Origin of the sequence: Nocardioides sp. CCNWLW239 (genome assembly GCF_037137035.1) — a bacterium.
In the GTDB taxonomy this organism is placed as follows: domain Bacteria; phylum Actinomycetota; class Actinomycetes; order Propionibacteriales; family Nocardioidaceae; genus Nocardioides.
Genome location: NZ_JBBBNW010000006.1, coordinates 292,371 through 309,240, shown reverse-complemented (window position 1 = coordinate 309,240; position 16,870 = coordinate 292,371). Strand labels below are relative to the sequence as shown.

The window sequence follows — 16,870 nt, the reverse complement described above, 5'->3', positions numbered from 1 at the left end:
CGGGTGCGGCGTACCCTTGGGGTTGATCGTTCCCGAGCTTTGAGGTGCCCATCGTGACCGTCGCCCAGAGCGACCTCGTTCCTGAATCCGTGTTCCCTCGGCTGGAGCCGCGCCTGGCGCTGGTGTCCAAGCCGATCCAGTACGTCGGTGGGGAGCTCAACTCGACCGTCAAGGAGTGGAACGACGTCGAGGTCCGGTGGGCGCTGATGTACCCGGACGCCTACGAGGTCGGTCTGCCCAACCAGGGTGTCCAGATCCTCTACGAGGTGCTCAACGAGCGCGACTGGATCGCGGCGGAGCGGACCTACGCGGTCTGGCCCGACCTCGAGAAGATCATGCGCGAGGGCGACGAGCAGGGGCCGATCCCGCAGTTCACCGTCGACGCCCATCGTCCGGTGAAGGCGTTCGACCTGTTCGGGCTCAGCTTCTCGACCGAGCTCGGCTACACCAACATGCTCAACGCGCTCTCGCTGGCGCAGATCCCGCTGCACGCGGTCGACCGTGGCGACGACGACCCGATCGTGCTCGCCGGCGGCCACGCCGCGTTCAACCCCGAGCCGATCGCCGACTTCCTCGACGCCGCCGTGCTCGGTGACGGTGAGGAGGTCGTCCTCAAGATCTCCGAGGTCGTGCGCGAGTGGAAGCAGGACGGTCGTCCCGGCGGCCGCGACGAGCTGCTCCGCCGGCTGGCCGTCTCCGGGGCCGTCTACGTCCCCAAGTTCTACGACGTGAACTACGCCGCCGACGGTCAGATCGAAGCCGTGGTGCCCAACCGCCCCGACATCCCGTGGCGGGTGCGCAAGCACACCCTGATGGACCTCGACGCCTGGCCTTACCCGCGGAACCCCTTGGTGCCGCTGGCAGAGACCGTCCACGAGCGGTTCTCGGTGGAGATCTTCCGCGGCTGCACCCGTGGCTGCCGCTTCTGCCAGGCGGGGATGATCACCCGGCCGGTGCGCGAGCGCTCGATCACCACGATCGGCGACATGGTCGAGAACGGCATCCGGAAGTCCGGGTTCGAGGAGGTCGGGCTCCTGTCCCTGTCCTCCGCCGACCACACCGAGATCGGTGACGTCGCGACCGGTCTGGCCGACCGCTACGAGGGCACCAACGTCTCACTGAGCCTGCCGTCGACGCGCGTCGACGCCTTCAACATCACCCTCGCCAACGAGTTCTCCCGCAACGGTCGTCGCTCCGGTCTGACGTTCGCCCCCGAAGGCGGCTCGGAGCGGATGCGCAAGGTCATCAACAAGATGGTGACCGAGGAGGACCTGATCCGCACCGTCGGTGCCGCCTACTCGCACGGCTGGCGCCAGGTGAAGCTCTACTTCATGTGCGGCCTGCCGACCGAGACGGACGAGGACGTGCTCCAGATCGCCGAGCTCGCCAAGAAGGTCATCGCCAAGGGCCGCGAGGTCTCCGGTCGCAACGACATCCGCTGCACCGTGTCGATCGGTGGCTTCGTGCCCAAGCCGCACACCCCCTTCCAGTGGGCCTCCCAGCTCGACCACGAGACCACCGACGAGCGGCTGCAGAAGCTGCGCGACGTGGTCCGTGCCGACAAGAAGTTCGGTCGTGCGATCGGGTTCCGCTACCACGACGGCAAGCCCGGCATCGTCGAGGGCCTCCTCTCGCGAGGCGACCGCCGCGTCGGCCGGATCATCGAAGAGGTCTGGCGCGACGGTGGCCGTTTCGACGGCTGGAGCGAGCACTTCTCCTACGACCGCTGGATGTCCGCCGCCGAGAAGGGCCTGGCAGGCACCGGCGTCGACCTGGACTGGTACACCACCCGCGAGCGGGAGTACGACGAGATCCTCCCCTGGGACCACCTCGACTCCGGTCTCGACAAGGACTGGCTCTGGGCCGACTGGGAGGACGCCCTCGCGGTCGCCGACGGCGAAGACATCGAGGTCGAGGACTGCCGCTGGACGCCCTGCTATGACTGCGGCGTCTGCCCGGAGCTCAATACCGAGATCCAGATCGGCCCCACGGGTCAGAAGCTGCTCCCGCTGTCGGTCGTCTGACCATTCAACCTAGGAGGGTGAGGGTCACATGCTGACCCTCACCCTCCTACGTCGCGGCGTCAGCGGACAGCCGCGGTCGCCTCGATCTCGATGAGGATGTCGGGGCGGAAGAGGCCGGCGACCTGCACCAACGAGCTGGCCGGGGGACGCTCGACGTCGACGAACTCGTTGCGTACGCGGCGGATCATCGGCAGCTCGGTGGTGGCGACGACGAAGTAGGTCAGCTTCACCACGTCTGCCCAGGTGGCGCCGGCGGCGGCCAAGGCGATGCCGAGGTTGGTGAAGGTCTGCCGGGTCTGTGCCTCCCAGCCGTAGGCCACGGTCCCGTCAGAGGACATACCCACCTGTCCGGAGATGACCACCAGCCGCGATCCCGGGTCGGTGATCACGAGATGGCTGTAGCCGGCGGGCGCGGGAAGGTCCTCGGGGGTGACGAAATCCATTGGCCGAAAGTAGACCCGAAGCCGAATCTGCGCGAACGATTACTTCAGGCTGTGCCGACCGGGCGGATCCAGCGGCGCCAGTCCTCCTGGGGCTCGTAGCCGGAGTCCTTCCACAGCGACTGGCCGAGGTCGTTGCCCTCCAGGACCATCGCGTCGATCCGGCTCGCGCCCAGCGCCACGAGCCGCGCCTCGGCATGGGTCAACAGACGGCGGGCGAGCCCCTGGCGACGTACGTCGGGATGGACCGCCAACCGGTAGAGGTGGGCGCGCCAGCCGTCCCATCCCGAGATCAGGGACCCGACGACCCGGCCTTCGGCGGTGACCGCGACCGTGCAGGCTTCCGGGTCCCGCGCGATCAGCGTCTCGATCTTCGCAGCGGAGTCGGCCGGACGCGCGTCGTTCTCCGCCGCCACCTCCCACAGCTCCATCAACGCAGAGACGTCCCCAGGGGTGGCTGGCCGTAGCTCGATCACGCCCGGAAGTCTCTCACCCGGGTCGTGGCTCAGCAGTCGGCGGCGCCGCGCATCGAGAAGTCGATGGTGACGGCGTGGTGGTCGGAGAGCCGGGTGGGGGAGACGTCGCCGTCGCCCGCGGCGAGCCAGGAGTTGGGGAGGAGGTAGTCGACGCGGCCGCCACCGTCGTGGCTGGCGCCGAGAGAGGCGCCGGCGTCGGACAGCGAGGCCAGGGCGGTGCCCAGGACACCGGAGCCGGAGCCGGCGTTGAGGTCGCCGCCGAGGATCTTGGCGCCGTCGTAGGCGTTCACCTTGGCCATCACGGCACCGATCTGCGCCTGCCGCAGCGAGTCGGAGGTGTGGTCGAGGTGGGTGTTGAAGACGACGAGACGCTGCCCCTCGACGATGATGTTCGCCCGCAGGACCCCGCGCTGCTCCTTGCCGTCGCGGTTGGGCAGGTGGGTGTTGTCGAAGCCGTCGATGGGGTAGCGCGACAGGATCGCGGTGCCGTAACCGCCGCGGGAGGTGATGTAGTCGTTGGCACCGAAGACGGACTGCATCCCCAGGTGCGAGGCGATGATCGCCGGCTGGTCGACGTTGCCGGAGCGACGGCGGTTCTGGTCGACCTCCTGGAGGAGTACGACGTCGGCGCCGGCATCACGGATCACCCCGGCGATGCCGCCGAGCTCGCCGGGGGAGACCTTGCCGCCCTTGATGTTGAAGGTCATCACGGTCAGGTTGCGCGGGACCGCGCACGGGTCGATCTTCGGCTTCTTCGGGACCTTGGTGATCACCGGCGGAGCCTTGTGCGTCGTGAACTTCGGCAGCGGCTCCGCGGCTGCGGAACCGCTGGCGTCGGCCGGCTCGGCGCTCGGCGAGGCCGCGGGAGAGACGTCGGCCGAGGCTTGCCTCGAGGCACCCAACCGCGGGGCGAGAACGCTCAGACCGGCGATGGCGGCGACGGTGAGAACGACCGCGAGGATCGGCAACAGCTCTTTGAGGCGTACCGAGATCGTCCTGCTCCTGTGGTGGCTCACCGCGCGAGTCTCCCATTTTTCGTGCGGAAACCGTTACAGCCAGTTCGTCCGCCGTTCGCCAGATGGGTCATTGCACCTGATGGCCGCCATAATCGTCCCGTGCGTCAACAGCCCGAACAGCAGGCCCCACCGGTCCAGCGTCTCCGCATCCGCTACGCCAAGCGCGGCCGGCTCCGGTTCACCAGCCACCGCGACTTCAGCCGCGCCTTCGAGCGCGCGGTCGCACGGGCCCGGATCCCGGTGGCCTACTCCTCGGGATTCAACCCGCACCCGCGGATCTCCTACGCCGGTGCTGCCCCGACGGGCGCGGCGAGCGAGGCCGAGTACGTCGAGCTCGGACTGCGCGAGACCGTCGACCCGGCCGCGACGAAGGCTGCCCTGGACGCGGTCATGCCCGACGGTCTCGACCTGCTCGACGTGGTCGACACGGCGACCTCGCCCAAGGGTGCCCTGGCCGACCTGCTCACCGGCAGCGAGTGGATCATCGATCTTCCGACATCGCCGGAGGATGCCGCCGCGGCGGTCGAGGCGTTCGTCGCCGCCGAGGAGGTCATCGTGTCCCGGATGACCAAGAAGGGTCTGCGCGAGTTCGACGCCCGGGCCGCGGTCGTACGCCTCGCCGCAACGCCCCGGGAGGGCGGCTCGCGGCTCGAGCTCCTGCTCAAGCACGGCACCCCGGCCGTACGTCCCGACGACGTCGTCACCGGTCTGGAGCGCGTCGGCGGGCTGAAGGTCGGGCCGGAGCACGGCGGCCTGCCGCTGCTGACCCGGCTCACCCAAGGTGTCTTCGACGAGGAATCCGGCACCATCGGCGACCCCCTGCACTAGTGTTCGACCGGTGAGGCTCTCCCGATGAGAACGGTCACCGATCGCGAGCGTCGGGCGAGACTGGCCCGCCGGCACGGGCTCGCTCCCGCCCACAGGTACGCCGACGTGGCCGCCGCGACACAGGCGATGACCGCCTGGCACGCGACCGAGGCTGCGACCGTCCACCTCGCCCTGCACGCGCGGGTCCGGGACCTTCGGACCGACGACGTCGAGCGGGCCCTCTACGAGGACCGGAGCCTGGTCAAGCAGCTGGCGATGCGGCGTACGCTCTTCGCCTTTCCGCGCGAGCTGGTCCCGGCGGTCTGGGGGAGCGCTTCGGCGCGGGTGGCGGCCCAGGAGGAGAAGAACCTCCACAAGTGGCTGACCGCCGGTGGCGTCGACGAGGACCAGGACGGCTGGATCGAGAAGGCGTACGCGGCGACGCTGGCAGCACTCTCCGACGGCGTGCCCCGGACGACGACGCAGCTGCGTGAGCTGGTGCCCGAGCTCGACATGCGTTTCCAGATGGGCGCCCCCGACAAGAAGTGGGGCGGGGCGTTTCCTATCGGTCGTTGGGTGATCGGCACCCTCGCCGCGCAAGGGCGGCTGATGCGGGCGACCAACCTCGGGCACTGGCGGCTGAACAAGCCGGCCTGGACCCTGACCGAGGCCTGGCTCGGCGAGATGCCGCCTCCGCTCACCCCGGCCGAGGGCTACGCGGAGCTCGTCCGTCGCTGGCTGGGCACCTTCGGGCCCGGCACCGAGGCCGACCTGGTCTGGTGGCTCGGGTCCACCAAGTCAGCGGTCCGGGCCGCGCTCGCCGCGGTCGGTGCCGTCGAGGTCGGGCTCGAGGGCGGCGGGATCGGCTGGGTGCTGCCGGACGACCCGATCGCCACCTCCCCGGAGCCCGAGATCGAGCCCTGGGCGGCGCTGCTACCCACCCTCGATCCCACCGTCATGGGCTGGAAGGAACGAGGGTTCTACCTGGCTGCGGAGGACGTGGCGTACCTCTTCGACTCGAACGGCAACGCCGGCAACACCGCGTGGTGGGACGGTCGGATCGTGGGTGCGTGGGCTCAGGACGAGGCCGGCCGGGTGCACCCGATCGTGCGCCACGACATCGGCGACGCCGGGCGGGCGGCGCTGGCAGCCGAGGCGGAGCGGCTGACCGAGTGGCTCGACGGCGTGCTGATCGTGAACGTCTACAAGTCGCGTCAGATGAAGGAAGCACGGCTCCCCTGACCGACCGGAGGGTCAGACGTCGCGGCGGCGCAGCACCCAGGCGGAGGCGGCGACCAGTCCGACCGCCCAAGCCAGGAGTACGCCGCCGAAGATCCAGTCACCCTGGATGAGCGCGTACCCGGCCGGTGCGGGGGTGTAGTCGATGGCCGTCTCCAGCCACGACCAGCCGAACCGCTGGGCCACCAGCCCGAGCAGCTCGGGCATCAGCAGCAGGAGGAAGAGCACGAACGAGAGCGCACCGGCCGTGCGCCGGAACAGGCCACCGAAACCGAGGCCGACGGTCGCAAGCAGCGCCAGGAAGACCGCGAGTCGCAGGACGAGAGCGGCGTCGTCGCGGGTCAGGTCGCCGAGCTCCCCGAGCCGGACCGCCGCTGCCAGCAGGCCGAGGCCGGCCACGACCAGCCCGGCCAGGAGAACGCTCGTCGCGACCACCAGCGCCTTGGCGCTCATCACCCGGGCCCGCGAAGGGGTGCACGCGAAGGTGACGGTGATCGAGCGCGACGCGAACTCGGCGGTGATCGCGAGGATGCCGAAAGCGGCGGCGAGGAACTGGACGAAGTATTGCGTCGACCCGATCACCGACGCCGTGGAGGCGACGGTCGACGGATCGCCGTCGTCGGCTTGGACCACCGAGGTCAGCAGCATGATCGCGGCTGCGCCACCGAGGAACCAGAGCGAGGAGCGTACGGTCCGGACCTTGAGCCACTCCGAGCTCACGACCCGGGCCAAGGGACTCATGCCGCACCTCCGGCGGTGTACTCGACGGCTTCGGCGGTCAGCTTCACGTAGGACTCCTCGAGGGTCGGTTCGACGGGTTCGAGCAGGTGCAGGAGCACCCCGGCCCGATGGGCGAGCGCGCCGACCTCCTCGGTGGACAACACGGCCACGGTCAACTCGTTCTCGCCGTTCCAGGTGACCTCATGGTCGGTCAGCAGGTCGGCGAGCGGGCCGAGCTCGGGGCCGCGGACGCGGGTGCCGCTGGGGGAGAGGAACTCGCTCATCGGTGCGTCGGCGACCAGGCGCCCGCGACCCAGGACGACGAGCCGGTCGGCGGTCTGCTCCATCTCGCTCATCAGATGGGAGGAGACGAAGACGGTGCGCCCCTCGGCGGCGAGGGTCCGGAGCAGCGTACGGATCCAGCGGACGCCGTCGGGGTCGAGGCCGTTGACCGGCTCGTCGAGCATCAGCACCTCGGGGTCACCGAGGAGCGCGCCGGCGATGCCGAGGCGCTGGCTCATGCCCAGGGAGTACATCCCGGCACGACGGCGGCCGGCGGCGGTCATGCCGGTCAGCTCCAGGACCTCGTCGACCCTGCGGTCTGCGATGCCCTGAGTCCGGGCGATGGCGCGCAGGTGGTCCCGTCCCGAGCGGCCCGGGTGGACCGCCTTGGCGTCCAGGAGTGCGCCGATGGTGTGCGTGGGACGGTCGAGCTCGGCGTACGCCTTGCCGTCGATGGTCGCAGTGCCGGACGTCGCGGTGTCGAGGCCGAGGATCAGGCGCATCGTGGTCGACTTCCCGGCGCCGTTGGGACCGAGGAACCCGATGACGGACCCGGGTTCGAGATCAAGGGTGAGGTCGTCGACGGCCGTCTTGTCGCCGTACCTCTTGGTGAGGTTGCGCAGTTGGATCACGGGCAGAGCCTAGGTACGCGGCGCCGCGAGCGAATCAGCCTGCGGGATGATCTGGCGGGTCCACCCCGGGGCGTACGTTTCATCCCGGATATCGGTCTGTCGACAGGGTGTATGCGATACTCCGAGACGACTGCTCAAACAATCGGGCCCGGCCCGAGGAATGGACAGTCCGACGACGCCTCGCCGGCGTGGGCCCTCCGGGGCTGCACACCGGCACGCAGGAGGTAGGTCGTCACCAGACCGCGACGCAGGCCTAGCAGGTCAGTGAGAGCGACTCGCCCGGGAAGGTCCCGGACGGCCGAGCGACCGCGGCAGGTGACGAACCACAGCCTGTGACGCACCGCTGCGGAGGATGCCGCCGCCCTGACAAGCTTTGCGCCGCGACGCGGCTGCTACGTGGAAAAGTTCGATACTGCGCAGCGTCCGTTTCCCGGCACCTGACTATCCGGCACCTGTGAAGGTCCTGGATGAGGAGAACGGCATGGCCGACGAGACCACTGTCGAGAACACCGGGAACGGCGCTGAAACGCCGCAGAACCCGGTGACCGACACCCCCACCACCGAAGCGGACACGACCGCCGAGACCACTCCCGCGAAGAAGACCGCGGCGAAGAAGACCACGCGCAAGCGCACCACCAAGAAGGCCGCGGCCGCGGCCCCGGCGGAGGCTGTCGAGGCCCCCGCCGAGGAGACCGCCGAGCCTGCTGAGCCCGCTGCGGCAGCGGAGGCCCCCGCCAAGAAGACGGCGGCGAAGAAGACGACCCGGAAGCGTACGACCAAGAGGGCGGCCCCCGCGCCGACCGAGGTCGAGACCCCCGAGGCCACCGCCGCACCCGAGGGCGAGACCCCCGAGGCCCCTGAAGCTCCCGCCGAGACCGTCGAGGCTCCGGCCAAGAAGACGGCGGCGAAGAAGACCACCGCCAAGCGGACCACGAAGAAGACGGCCGCCAAGAAGGCCGCTGCACCGGTCGTCGAGCCCGTCGCGGAGCCGGTCGCCGAGCCCGTCGCAGCGCCCGGCGAGACCCCCGCCGGGGAGGTCGCCGACGAGGAGGTCGCCGAGGAGACCGCGACCGAGCAGGCCGGTCCGCCGGCCCCCGCGGTGCTGTTCCAGGCGCCGACCAAGACGACCACCCGCCGGCGTACGCGCAAGACGGCGGAGCCGAAGCCCGTCGAGGCCGCTGAAGAGGCGCCCGCCGAGGACGAGCCGCAGGCCGCCGAGCCCGCCGCCGAGGCGACGGAGGAGGCCCCGAGCCGAGGCCGCAAGCGCAACGCGCGCCGCGCCGAGGCGGCCGAGGAGAAGCCCGCCGAGGACGAGCAGCCCGAGCCCGACGCCGAGGCTCAGACCCCCGAGGACGAGTCCGACACCGAGCCCGACTCCGAGCCCGACACCGAGTCCGACGAGGCCTCGGCCGACGAGGGTGAAGGCGAGGGCGGCGGCAACGGCCGTCGTCGTCGCCGTCGTGGTGGCCGTCGCCGGCGCAAGGGTGCCAACGGTGACGCCGACGGCTCCGACGCTGCCGACGACGAGGGCAAGGCCGACGAGTCCGATGCGGATCAGAACGACGCCAAGGACGCCGACGCCGAGCAGCAGGGCGAGGGTGGCTCGTCCCGCCGCCGTCGTCGTCGTCGCCGGGCCGGCGAGGCCTCCGGCGACGCCGGGGACGACCCGGAGAACACTGTCACCAAGGTGCGTCAGAGCCGCACCGGCGACGACCAGATCACCGCGCTGTCCGGCTCCACCCGTCTCGAGGCCAAGAAGCAGCGTCGCCGCGAGGGTCGCGAGGCCGGTCGCCGGCGCGCTCCGATCGTGAGCGAGGCCGAGTTCCTGGCCCGCCGCGAGTCGGTCGAGCGGGTCATGGTCATCCGCGAGCGCGAGGACCTCACCCAGATCGCCGTGCTCGAGGACAAGGTGCTCGTGGAGCACTACGTCGCCCGCGAGTCGCAGACCAGCCTGATCGGCAACGTCTACCTGGGCCGCGTCCAGAACGTGCTGCCGAGCATGGAGGCCGCCTTCATCGACATCGGCAAGGGCCGCAACGCGGTGCTCTACGCCGGTGAGGTCAACTGGCCCTCGCTCGGCTGGAAGGAGGGCCAGCCCCGCAAGATCGAGTCGGTGCTGACCTCCGGTCAGAAGGTGCTCGTCCAGGTGACGAAGGACCCGATCGGCCACAAGGGCGCCCGGCTGACCTCGCAGATCTCGCTGGCCGGCCGCTTCCTGGTCTACGTACCCGACGGCACCACCTCCGGCATCTCCCGCAAGCTGCCCGACACCGAGCGCAACCGCCTCAAGACCCTCCTGAAGGAGATCGTCCCCGACACGGCCGGCGTGATCGTACGCACCGCCGCCGAGGGCGCCGCCGAGGAGGAGCTCACCCGCGACGTCGAGCGGCTCAAGGCGCGCTGGGAGGACATCGAGAAGAAGGCCGGCGGCAACGCGCCGCAGCTGCTCTACGGTGAGCCCGACCTGACCCTGAAGGTCGTCCGCGACCTGTTCACCGAGGACTTCGCCAAGCTGGTCATCTCCGGCGAGTCGTCGTGGGAGACCGTCAAGGACTACGTCCAGTCGGTGGCCCCGGACCTCGAGGAGCGCGTGGAGAAGTACGACGGCGAGGTCGACGCCTTCGCCGCGTACCGCATCGACGAGCAGATCGCGAAGGGCCTCGACCGCAAGGTCTGGCTGCCGTCCGGCGGCTCGCTGATCATCGACCGCACCGAGGCGATGACCGTCGTCGACGTCAACACCGGCAAGTTCACCGGCTCCGGCGGCAACCTGGAGGAGACGGTCACCAAGAACAACCTCGAGGCGGCCGAGGAGATCGTGCGCCAGCTCCGGCTGCGCGACATCGGCGGCATCATCGTCGTCGACTTCATCGACATGGTCCTCGAGTCCAACCGTGACCTGGTGCTCCGCCGTCTGGTCGAGTGCCTGGGCCGTGACCGGACCCGTCACCAGGTCGCCGAGGTCACCTCGCTGGGCCTGGTGCAGATGACCCGTAAGCGGATCGGCACCGGCCTGCTCGAGGCGTTCTCCGAGAACTGTGAGGCCTGCGCCGGCCGCGGACTCGTGATCCACGAGCACCCGGTCGAGGCCGGCAAGTCGTCCGGCGTCGCTCCCGACGAGCCCCGCTCGCGTCGTCGTGGCGGTCGCGGAAGCAAGGGCAAGGGCAAGGACGAGACCGGCAACGAGTCGCGCCCTGAGCCCGCCGAGGAGTCCGCGAAGACGCCGTCGCCCGCCGAGTTCGCCGCGATGGCCGGACAGGCGGAGAAGGCCGAGGAGCCCGCGACCGAGCCGGAGGCTCCCGAGCCCGCCGCGGTGGTCGAGCCTGCCGAGACCCCGAAGGTGACGACCCGCACGCGGTCGCGTCGCTCCAAGGCGTCGGCCCCCGTGGCCGAGCCCGCCGAGACCACGCAGGCGGAGCCGGCGGCGACCGAGCCCGCCGAGACCACGCCGGACGCGCCCGCCGCGCCGGTCGAGGCTCCGAAGGTGACGACGCGTACGCGGTCGCGTCGCTCCAAGGCGTCGGCCCCGGTGGCCGAGCCGGCCGCGGCGCCTGCCGAGGCGCCTGTCGAGGCGCCCGCAGCGGCCCCGGTCGCCGAGGCTCCTGCGGAGCCCGAGGCCCCGAAGGTCACCACGCGCACCCGCACCCGTCGTGCCGCCACGACCGGTCGCCCGGTCCTGGCCGCGGTCGTCGGCAGCTCGACCGCCGCCGAGTCGAAGCCCGAGACGGAGCCGAAGCCGGAGCCGGAGCCCGTGGCGAGCGAGCCGGTCGCCGAGGAGCCCACTGCTCCCGTGGCCCCGCCCGTCGAGCCCGAGGTGACCCAGCCTGAGACGACGGAGCCGGAAGCCGCAGAGCCGGTCGCTGCCGAGCCGGTCGACTCCAAGCCGGTCGACTCCAAGCCGAAGGTGGTCACCCGGCAGCGCCGCGGCGCCCGCCGCGAGGTCGTCAGCACCGGCGAGGGCGCGGTGATGACCGCGACCAAGACCGAGGCCGCACCCGTCAGCAACGGCACCACCTCGACTCCGGCGCCGAAGGTCGTGACCCGCACCCGCGGCGGCGCGAGCCGCGACACCACGCCGACGGAATGACCGTCCGAGGGGTCGAAGACAGCTGACCCCGACCACGACGCCCCGGTGCCCGCTCCTGCGGACGCTGGGGCGTCGTGCTGTGTCTCGTGACTCGGGATTCTCGACCCACGGGCCAGGCCCACCGGGTGTCGTGTGGTCGATGCACACAGTTCAGGTCGCACCGCCGCCTCCTCCGAGACGAACGCTGCGTACGAGGTGCCAGGCGTGTGCGTTGGCCCCGCCGCGTACGCGTAGGGCGTCCGTCAGATCAGGGGCAGCACACACAGTTCACCGCACGGGTGATCTGGGCAGGTCAGCCGCCCGAGTGGATCCGACCTGGTGCATCGACGCACCAGGTTCAACCGCAATTCGGCCCGCCGACCCGCCCAGATCACCCGAACTGTGTGTCAGGCCTCCCAGCTCTCCAGCGTCCGACGCGCCCCGATCGCATGCAGCGACGCCAGCGCCTCGGCGTACGGTTCGGTGAACCCGGGATCCTCGGCGAGGTCGCCGAAGAGGTCGGGGTCGCGGAGGAAGGCCAGCGGGTCGTTGCGCTGAGCCGCAGCCCGCGCCATCACCTCGCCGCGGCGCCGGTCGACGATCTCGATCGGCGTCCCCTGCTCGTCGACGCCCTCGGCGTAGCGCGCCCACGAGGCAACGACGAGCGCCGACCGACGAATCGAACCGCCACGACCGAGCTGAGCGGTGATGACCGGCACCAGCCACTTGGGGATCCGGTCGGAGCTCTCGGCGCACAGCCTGGCCAAGGTGTCGCGGATGTGCGGGTTGGCGAAGCGGGAGATCAGCTCCCGCTGGTAGGCCGCCAGGTCGACGCCCGGCACCTGCGGCAGGGTCGGGGTGGCCTCCTGCGACATGTAGCCGAGCAGGAAGTCGACGAAGAGCGGGTCGGTGCAGACCTCGTGGGCATAGCGGTAGCCGGAGAGGTAGCCGAGGTAGCACAGCGCCTGGTGGCTGGCGTTGAGGAGACGCAGCTTCATCAGCTCGTACGGCTCGACGTCGGGCACCATCTCGACGCCGGCCCGCTCGAACGGCGGCCGCCCCTGGGGGAAGTGGTCCTCGAGCACCCACTGCGAGAACGGCTCGCTGACCACGGGCCAGGCGTCCGCGATCCCGAACCGCCAGCCGACCTCCTCGATGTCGGCGTCGGTGGTCGCCGGGGTGATCCGGTCCACCATCGAGCTCGGGAAGGCCACCTCGGCGGCGATCCAGGCGCCCAGAGCAGGGTCGCGCAAGGACGCGAACGAGGACAGCATCGCCCGCGCGACCTCGCCGTTGCCCGCGATGTTGTCGCACGACATCACCGTGAACGGCGCGACGCCCGCGGCCCGTCGCCGCGCGAGCGCCTCCACGACGTAACCGAACGCGGTCGTCGGCATCGCCCCCGGCTGCAGGTCGGCCTGGATCCCGGGGTCTGAGGCGTCGAAGCCGCCGGTCGCCTGGTTGACGTGGTAGCCGCCCTCGGTGATGGTCAGCGACACGATCCGGATCCGCGGGTCGGTGAGCAGCGCCAGCACGGCCTCGGGGGAGTCGGGCGCGAAGAGGTAGTCGATGATCGAGCCGATCACCCGCCCCTGCACCGCCCCGTCCGGGGCCCGCTCCATGAGCGTGTAGAGATGGTCCTGGGCGGCGAGCGCGTCCCGCATGCGTACGTCCTGAGGCATCAGCCCCACCCCGACGATGCCCCAGTCGGCGACGCCGGAGGCGAGCAGGTCGTCGACGTAGCGCGCCTGGTGGGCGCGGTGGAAGCCTCCGACGCCGAGATGGACGATCCCGGGGGTGACGGCGGAGCGGTCGTAGGTAGGCACGGCGATGGCCGCAGACAGCTCGCCGAGCCGAGCCGTCGTGAGTCGGGGGTGAGTCATTTGACCGCCCCGAGGGAGAGGCCCTGGACCAGCTTGTCCTGGGCGGCGAAGCCGGCGATGAGCACAGGCAGCGAGATCAGTGTCGCGCCCGCGGCCAGCTCGGCGAGGTAGGCGTGCTCGGTCTGGATCAAGGTGTTCACATAGACCGGACCGGTCTGGGCGGCCACCGAGGTCAGCACCTTGGCGTAGAGCTGCTCGTTCCAGGCGAAGATGAAGCAGATCAGCGAGGTCGCGGCGACGCCGGGCATCGCGATCGGGGCCACGATCCGGGTCAGGATGCGGAACGTGCTGGCACCGTCCATCGAGGCCGCCTCGATGATCGCGGGCGGCACCTCGGCCAGGAACGAGCGCATCATCCAGACCGCGATCGGCAGGTTCATCGCGGTGTAGAGCAGGATCAGGATGATCACGTTGTCGGGCATCTTGATGACCTGGGTGGTGAACAGGTAGATCGGCAGGATCCCCGCGACCATCGGCAGCATCTTCGTGGACAGGAAGAAGAACATCGCGTCCGACCACTTCTTCACCGGCCTGATCGCCAGCGCGTACGCAGCGGGGATGGCCAGGGCGAGCACGAGCAGCGTCGAGATCACGCTGGTGATCACCGAGTTGATCAATGCCGGGGTGATCGGGTTCGCGGAGGTGAACAGGCCGGCGTAGTTGTCCAGCGTCAGCGGGGCACCCCAGCTCGGCGGATAGGTCTGGGCGTCCTGCGGGTGGTGCAGCGAGGTGAGCACCATGTAGAGGATCGGGATCACGAAGACGATGCCGACCAGCCACGCAGCGATCGGGATGATGATCTTCGCCATCCGTTGGCGGTTCCAGGTCTCCATCAGCTCTCCTCCAGCAGGGACGACACCACGCGCAGCGCGAAGGTCGCGATGATCAGTGAGCCGATGACCACGACGACGCCCAGTGCCGAGGCGACCCCGTAGTCCTTGGCCGAGTAGAAGGTCTCGTAGACGGCGAACGGGACGTTGGTCGAGTTCAGTCCGCCGGTCATGCCCAGCACCGAGTCGAAGTTCTGGACCACGAAGATGGTGCCGAGCACGATCGCGAGCTCGAGATAGCGGCGTACGTGGGGGAGCGTCATGTGCACGAACGTCTGCCAGCCGTTGCAGCCGTCGATGCTCGCCGCCTCCATCACCTCGGGATCCTGCGACTGCAGGCCGGCGAGCACGATCAGCATCATGAACGGGGTCCACTGCCAGATCAGCTCGATCTCGATGGCGAGCTTGGGATGGTCGGTGAGGAACGCGATGTCCTGGGCGCCGGGCACCCCGAGCTGCCCGAGAACACCGTCGACCAGCCCGAAGCCGGTCATCAGGATGCCGTTGCCCCAGAAGACCGCGGCCGCGATCGGCACGATGAGGAACGGCGCGATCAGCATCGTGCGCACCAGCCCGCGGCCGACGAAGGCATGGTTGAGCAGCATCGCGATCCCCAGGGCGAGCAGAGCGCTGACCCCGATGACGACCACGGTCATCTCGATCGTGTTGAGGACCGCGGTCCGGTAGGCCGGCGTCGTGAACACCGTCTTGAAGTTGTCGAGGCCGGCGAAGCTGCGCTCGGGAGCATCGGGCTGGGCGCTCCAGCTCATGAACGACATCACCAGCGTCGCCACGAACGGCAGCTGCGTCACCACGATCATGAAGATCAGCGCAGGCAGCAGGGGCGCCCGACGCTTCCAGGACTCCCGACCCCACTTCTTGTACGCCGCCGGCGGACGTCCCTCGATCGGGTCCGCCGTGGCGGGGAGCGTCGCGGTCACAGATGCCATCACTGCTTCTCCTTCTGGACATCGCCGTACGCCTGGGCGAGCGACTGGCACCGGTCGAGTGCCGCGTCGGTGGTCTTCGAGCCCGAGATCGCGCTGGAGAGCTGTTTGGCACACTCGGTGCCGAAGCCGGTGAAGCTCGGGACGCCGACGAACTGGATGCCGGTGTAGGGCCGCTTCTGGACGCCGGGGTTGTCGGCCTGGGCGTTCTTGATCGCGTTCATGGTCGGGGTCGCGAAGGCGCCGGCCACCTCGAGGTAGTCGGGGTTCTCGTAGGTCGAGGCGCGCTTGCCCGCGGGGACGTTGGTCGGGCCGCCGGTGTCGTTCTCGGTGTCGGCCATCACCAGCTCCTCGTACTCCTTGCTGGAGGCCCAGGCGACGAACTTCTTCGCGTCCTCCTGGTGCTGCGAGGACTTCTGGATCGCCCACGCCCAGGTGTAGAGCCAGCCGGCGTTCGCGGTCTGGTCGTGCGGGGCGGCGACGTAGCCGATCTTGCCCTTGACCGGCGACTCAGGCGCTTCGAGCGGCCCGGCACCGGAGGTGGCGTCGTACCACATCGCGACCTTGCCCTGCTGCATGGCGTTGAGGCACTGCGGGAAGCTGAAGGTCGCGGCACCGGCCTCGCCGTGCTCGCGGACCAGGTCGACATAGAAGTTGGCGGCCTTCTTGAAGCCGCCCGTGTTGACCTGGGCGTTCCAGTCCTCGTCGAACCAGGTGCCGCCCATCGTGTTGACCACGGTGGTGATCGAGGCGAGGTTGTCGCCCCAGCCGGCCAGGCCGCGCAGGCAGATGCCGCGCATGTCGGGCTCGGCCTCGTTGATCGTCGCGGCGAAGTCGGCGACCTGGTCCCAGGTCGGCTCGGCCGGCATCTCGAGGCCGTGCTTCTGGAACAGGTCCTTGCGGTACATCAGGAACGAGGACTCGCCGTAGAACGGCTGGCCGTAGACCTTCCCGTTGGCCGAGAGCGCTTCGGTCATCGGCGGCAGGATGTCGTCCTGGTCGAACTCGGGGTCGTTGGCGATGCTCTCCATGTCCGAGATCCAGCCGGCCTCGGCGTAGTAAGGGATCTCGAAGTTGGACAGCGTCGCCACGTCGTAGATCCCGGACTGGTTGGCGAACTCGGTGCTCGCGGTGTCGCGCATGTCCTGCTCGACCTTGACCACGAAGTTCACCTCGATCCCGGTCTCCTCGGTGAAGTGCTCCGCGGTGAGCTCCTGGAGCTCGAGCATCTGCGGGTTGTTGACCATCAGCACCGTGATGCTGTGCTCACCCGCGCTCGTCCCGCCGGCGCCGAGCCCGCCCGTGCCGCATGCCGTCAATGCTGTGATCATGGCAACCGCGGTGGTCAAAGAGAGCGCTGTCAGCGCTGCGGAGGTCCGTCTCCGTGCCCGCATAGATCTGCCTCCTCGCAGTGTGACTGTGGTCACGACAACGATGGCCCAGTTTTGGCCCGACCCCCTAGCCCGTTCGGTGCGCCCGAGTTGCCCGGTTGCTGCCCGTTCTCGGGA

At 69.9% G+C, this 16,870-nt stretch carries 13 protein-coding genes; 4 read left to right on the top strand and 9 right to left on the bottom strand.

Annotated features, from left to right (window positions below; genetic code table 11):
* The first annotated feature begins 53 nt into the window (after positions 1 to 53).
* Positions 54 to 2,024, top strand: a complete 1,971-nt coding sequence (locus WBG06_RS22110) for a TIGR03960 family B12-binding radical SAM protein (protein WP_336739293.1) — start codon at positions 54 to 56, stop codon at positions 2,022 to 2,024.
* Positions 2,025 to 2,083: 59 nt separating this feature from the next.
* Here WBG06_RS22110 and WBG06_RS22105 read toward each other — a convergent pair whose 3' ends face one another.
* Genes WBG06_RS22105 through WBG06_RS22095 form a run of 3 tightly spaced genes read right to left on the bottom strand, consistent with a single transcriptional unit; the run spans position 2,084 to position 3,956 of the window.
* Positions 2,084 to 2,467, bottom strand: coding sequence for a RidA family protein (locus WBG06_RS22105; protein ID WP_336739291.1), 384 nt, complete (start codon positions 2,465 to 2,467; stop codon positions 2,084 to 2,086).
* A gap of 44 nt (positions 2,468 to 2,511) precedes the next feature.
* Positions 2,512 to 2,973: a GNAT family N-acetyltransferase gene (locus tag WBG06_RS22100; protein WP_442945496.1), complete on the bottom strand. Its 462-nt coding sequence runs from the start codon at positions 2,971 to 2,973 to the stop codon at positions 2,512 to 2,514.
* Positions 2,970 to 3,956 (bottom strand): endonuclease/exonuclease/phosphatase family protein, encoded by a 987-nt coding sequence (locus tag WBG06_RS22095; RefSeq protein WP_336739287.1) that lies wholly within the window; start codon positions 3,954 to 3,956, stop codon positions 2,970 to 2,972. The genes WBG06_RS22100 and WBG06_RS22095 overlap by 4 nt, the downstream gene beginning before the upstream one ends.
* A gap of 99 nt (positions 3,957 to 4,055) precedes the next feature.
* Between WBG06_RS22095 and WBG06_RS22090 the strand changes: the two genes are divergently transcribed.
* Positions 4,056 to 4,784: a TIGR03936 family radical SAM-associated protein gene (locus WBG06_RS22090; RefSeq protein WP_336739285.1), complete on the top strand. Its 729-nt coding sequence runs from the start codon at positions 4,056 to 4,058 to the stop codon at positions 4,782 to 4,784.
* Between the two features lie 24 nt (positions 4,785 to 4,808).
* Entirely contained in the window at positions 4,809 to 6,005 is a 1,197-nt protein-coding gene (locus tag WBG06_RS22085) for a winged helix DNA-binding domain-containing protein (protein WP_336739283.1), read from the top strand.
* Positions 6,006 to 6,017: 12 nt separating this feature from the next.
* On the opposite strand, the gene WBG06_RS22080 is transcribed toward WBG06_RS22085, so the two are convergent.
* Together WBG06_RS22080 and WBG06_RS22075 are read right to left on the bottom strand one after the other, a co-directional pair.
* The gene (locus WBG06_RS22080) at positions 6,018 to 6,743 is read right to left on the bottom strand and encodes a hypothetical protein (protein WP_336739281.1); all 726 of its coding nucleotides are present in this window, start codon (positions 6,741 to 6,743) and stop codon (positions 6,018 to 6,020) included.
* Positions 6,740 to 7,636 (bottom strand): ABC transporter ATP-binding protein, encoded by an 897-nt coding sequence (locus WBG06_RS22075; protein WP_336739279.1) that lies wholly within the window; start codon positions 7,634 to 7,636, stop codon positions 6,740 to 6,742. The genes WBG06_RS22080 and WBG06_RS22075 overlap by 4 nt, the downstream gene beginning before the upstream one ends.
* Before the next feature lie 481 nt (positions 7,637 to 8,117).
* Between WBG06_RS22075 and WBG06_RS22070 the strand changes: the two genes are divergently transcribed.
* Positions 8,118 to 11,723: an Rne/Rng family ribonuclease gene (locus WBG06_RS22070; RefSeq protein WP_442945495.1), complete on the top strand. Its 3,606-nt coding sequence runs from the start codon at positions 8,118 to 8,120 to the stop codon at positions 11,721 to 11,723.
* Positions 11,724 to 12,109: 386 nt separating this feature from the next.
* Here WBG06_RS22070 and WBG06_RS22065 read toward each other — a convergent pair whose 3' ends face one another.
* The 4 genes from WBG06_RS22065 to WBG06_RS22050 are packed head-to-tail and all read right to left on the bottom strand — an operon-like array spanning position 12,110 to position 16,693.
* Complete coding sequence (locus WBG06_RS22065; protein WP_336739277.1) at positions 12,110 to 13,585, bottom strand: mannitol dehydrogenase family protein; 1,476 nt, start codon at positions 13,583 to 13,585, stop codon at positions 12,110 to 12,112.
* Complete coding sequence (locus WBG06_RS22060) at positions 13,582 to 14,418, bottom strand: carbohydrate ABC transporter permease (protein WP_336739275.1); 837 nt, start codon at positions 14,416 to 14,418, stop codon at positions 13,582 to 13,584. Before WBG06_RS22060 ends, WBG06_RS22065 begins: the two co-directional genes overlap by 4 nt.
* Positions 14,418 to 15,365 carry a carbohydrate ABC transporter permease gene (locus WBG06_RS22055; RefSeq protein WP_336739274.1) on the bottom strand — a complete coding sequence of 316 codons (948 nt, stop codon included), beginning with the start codon at positions 15,363 to 15,365 and terminating at the stop codon, positions 14,418 to 14,420. The genes WBG06_RS22060 and WBG06_RS22055 overlap by 1 nt, the downstream gene beginning before the upstream one ends.
* Positions 15,365 to 16,693 carry an ABC transporter substrate-binding protein gene (locus tag WBG06_RS22050; protein WP_336739272.1) on the bottom strand — a complete coding sequence of 443 codons (1,329 nt, stop codon included), beginning with the start codon at positions 16,691 to 16,693 and terminating at the stop codon, positions 15,365 to 15,367. The genes WBG06_RS22055 and WBG06_RS22050 overlap by 1 nt, the downstream gene beginning before the upstream one ends.
* Positions 16,694 to 16,870 lie beyond the last annotated feature (177 nt).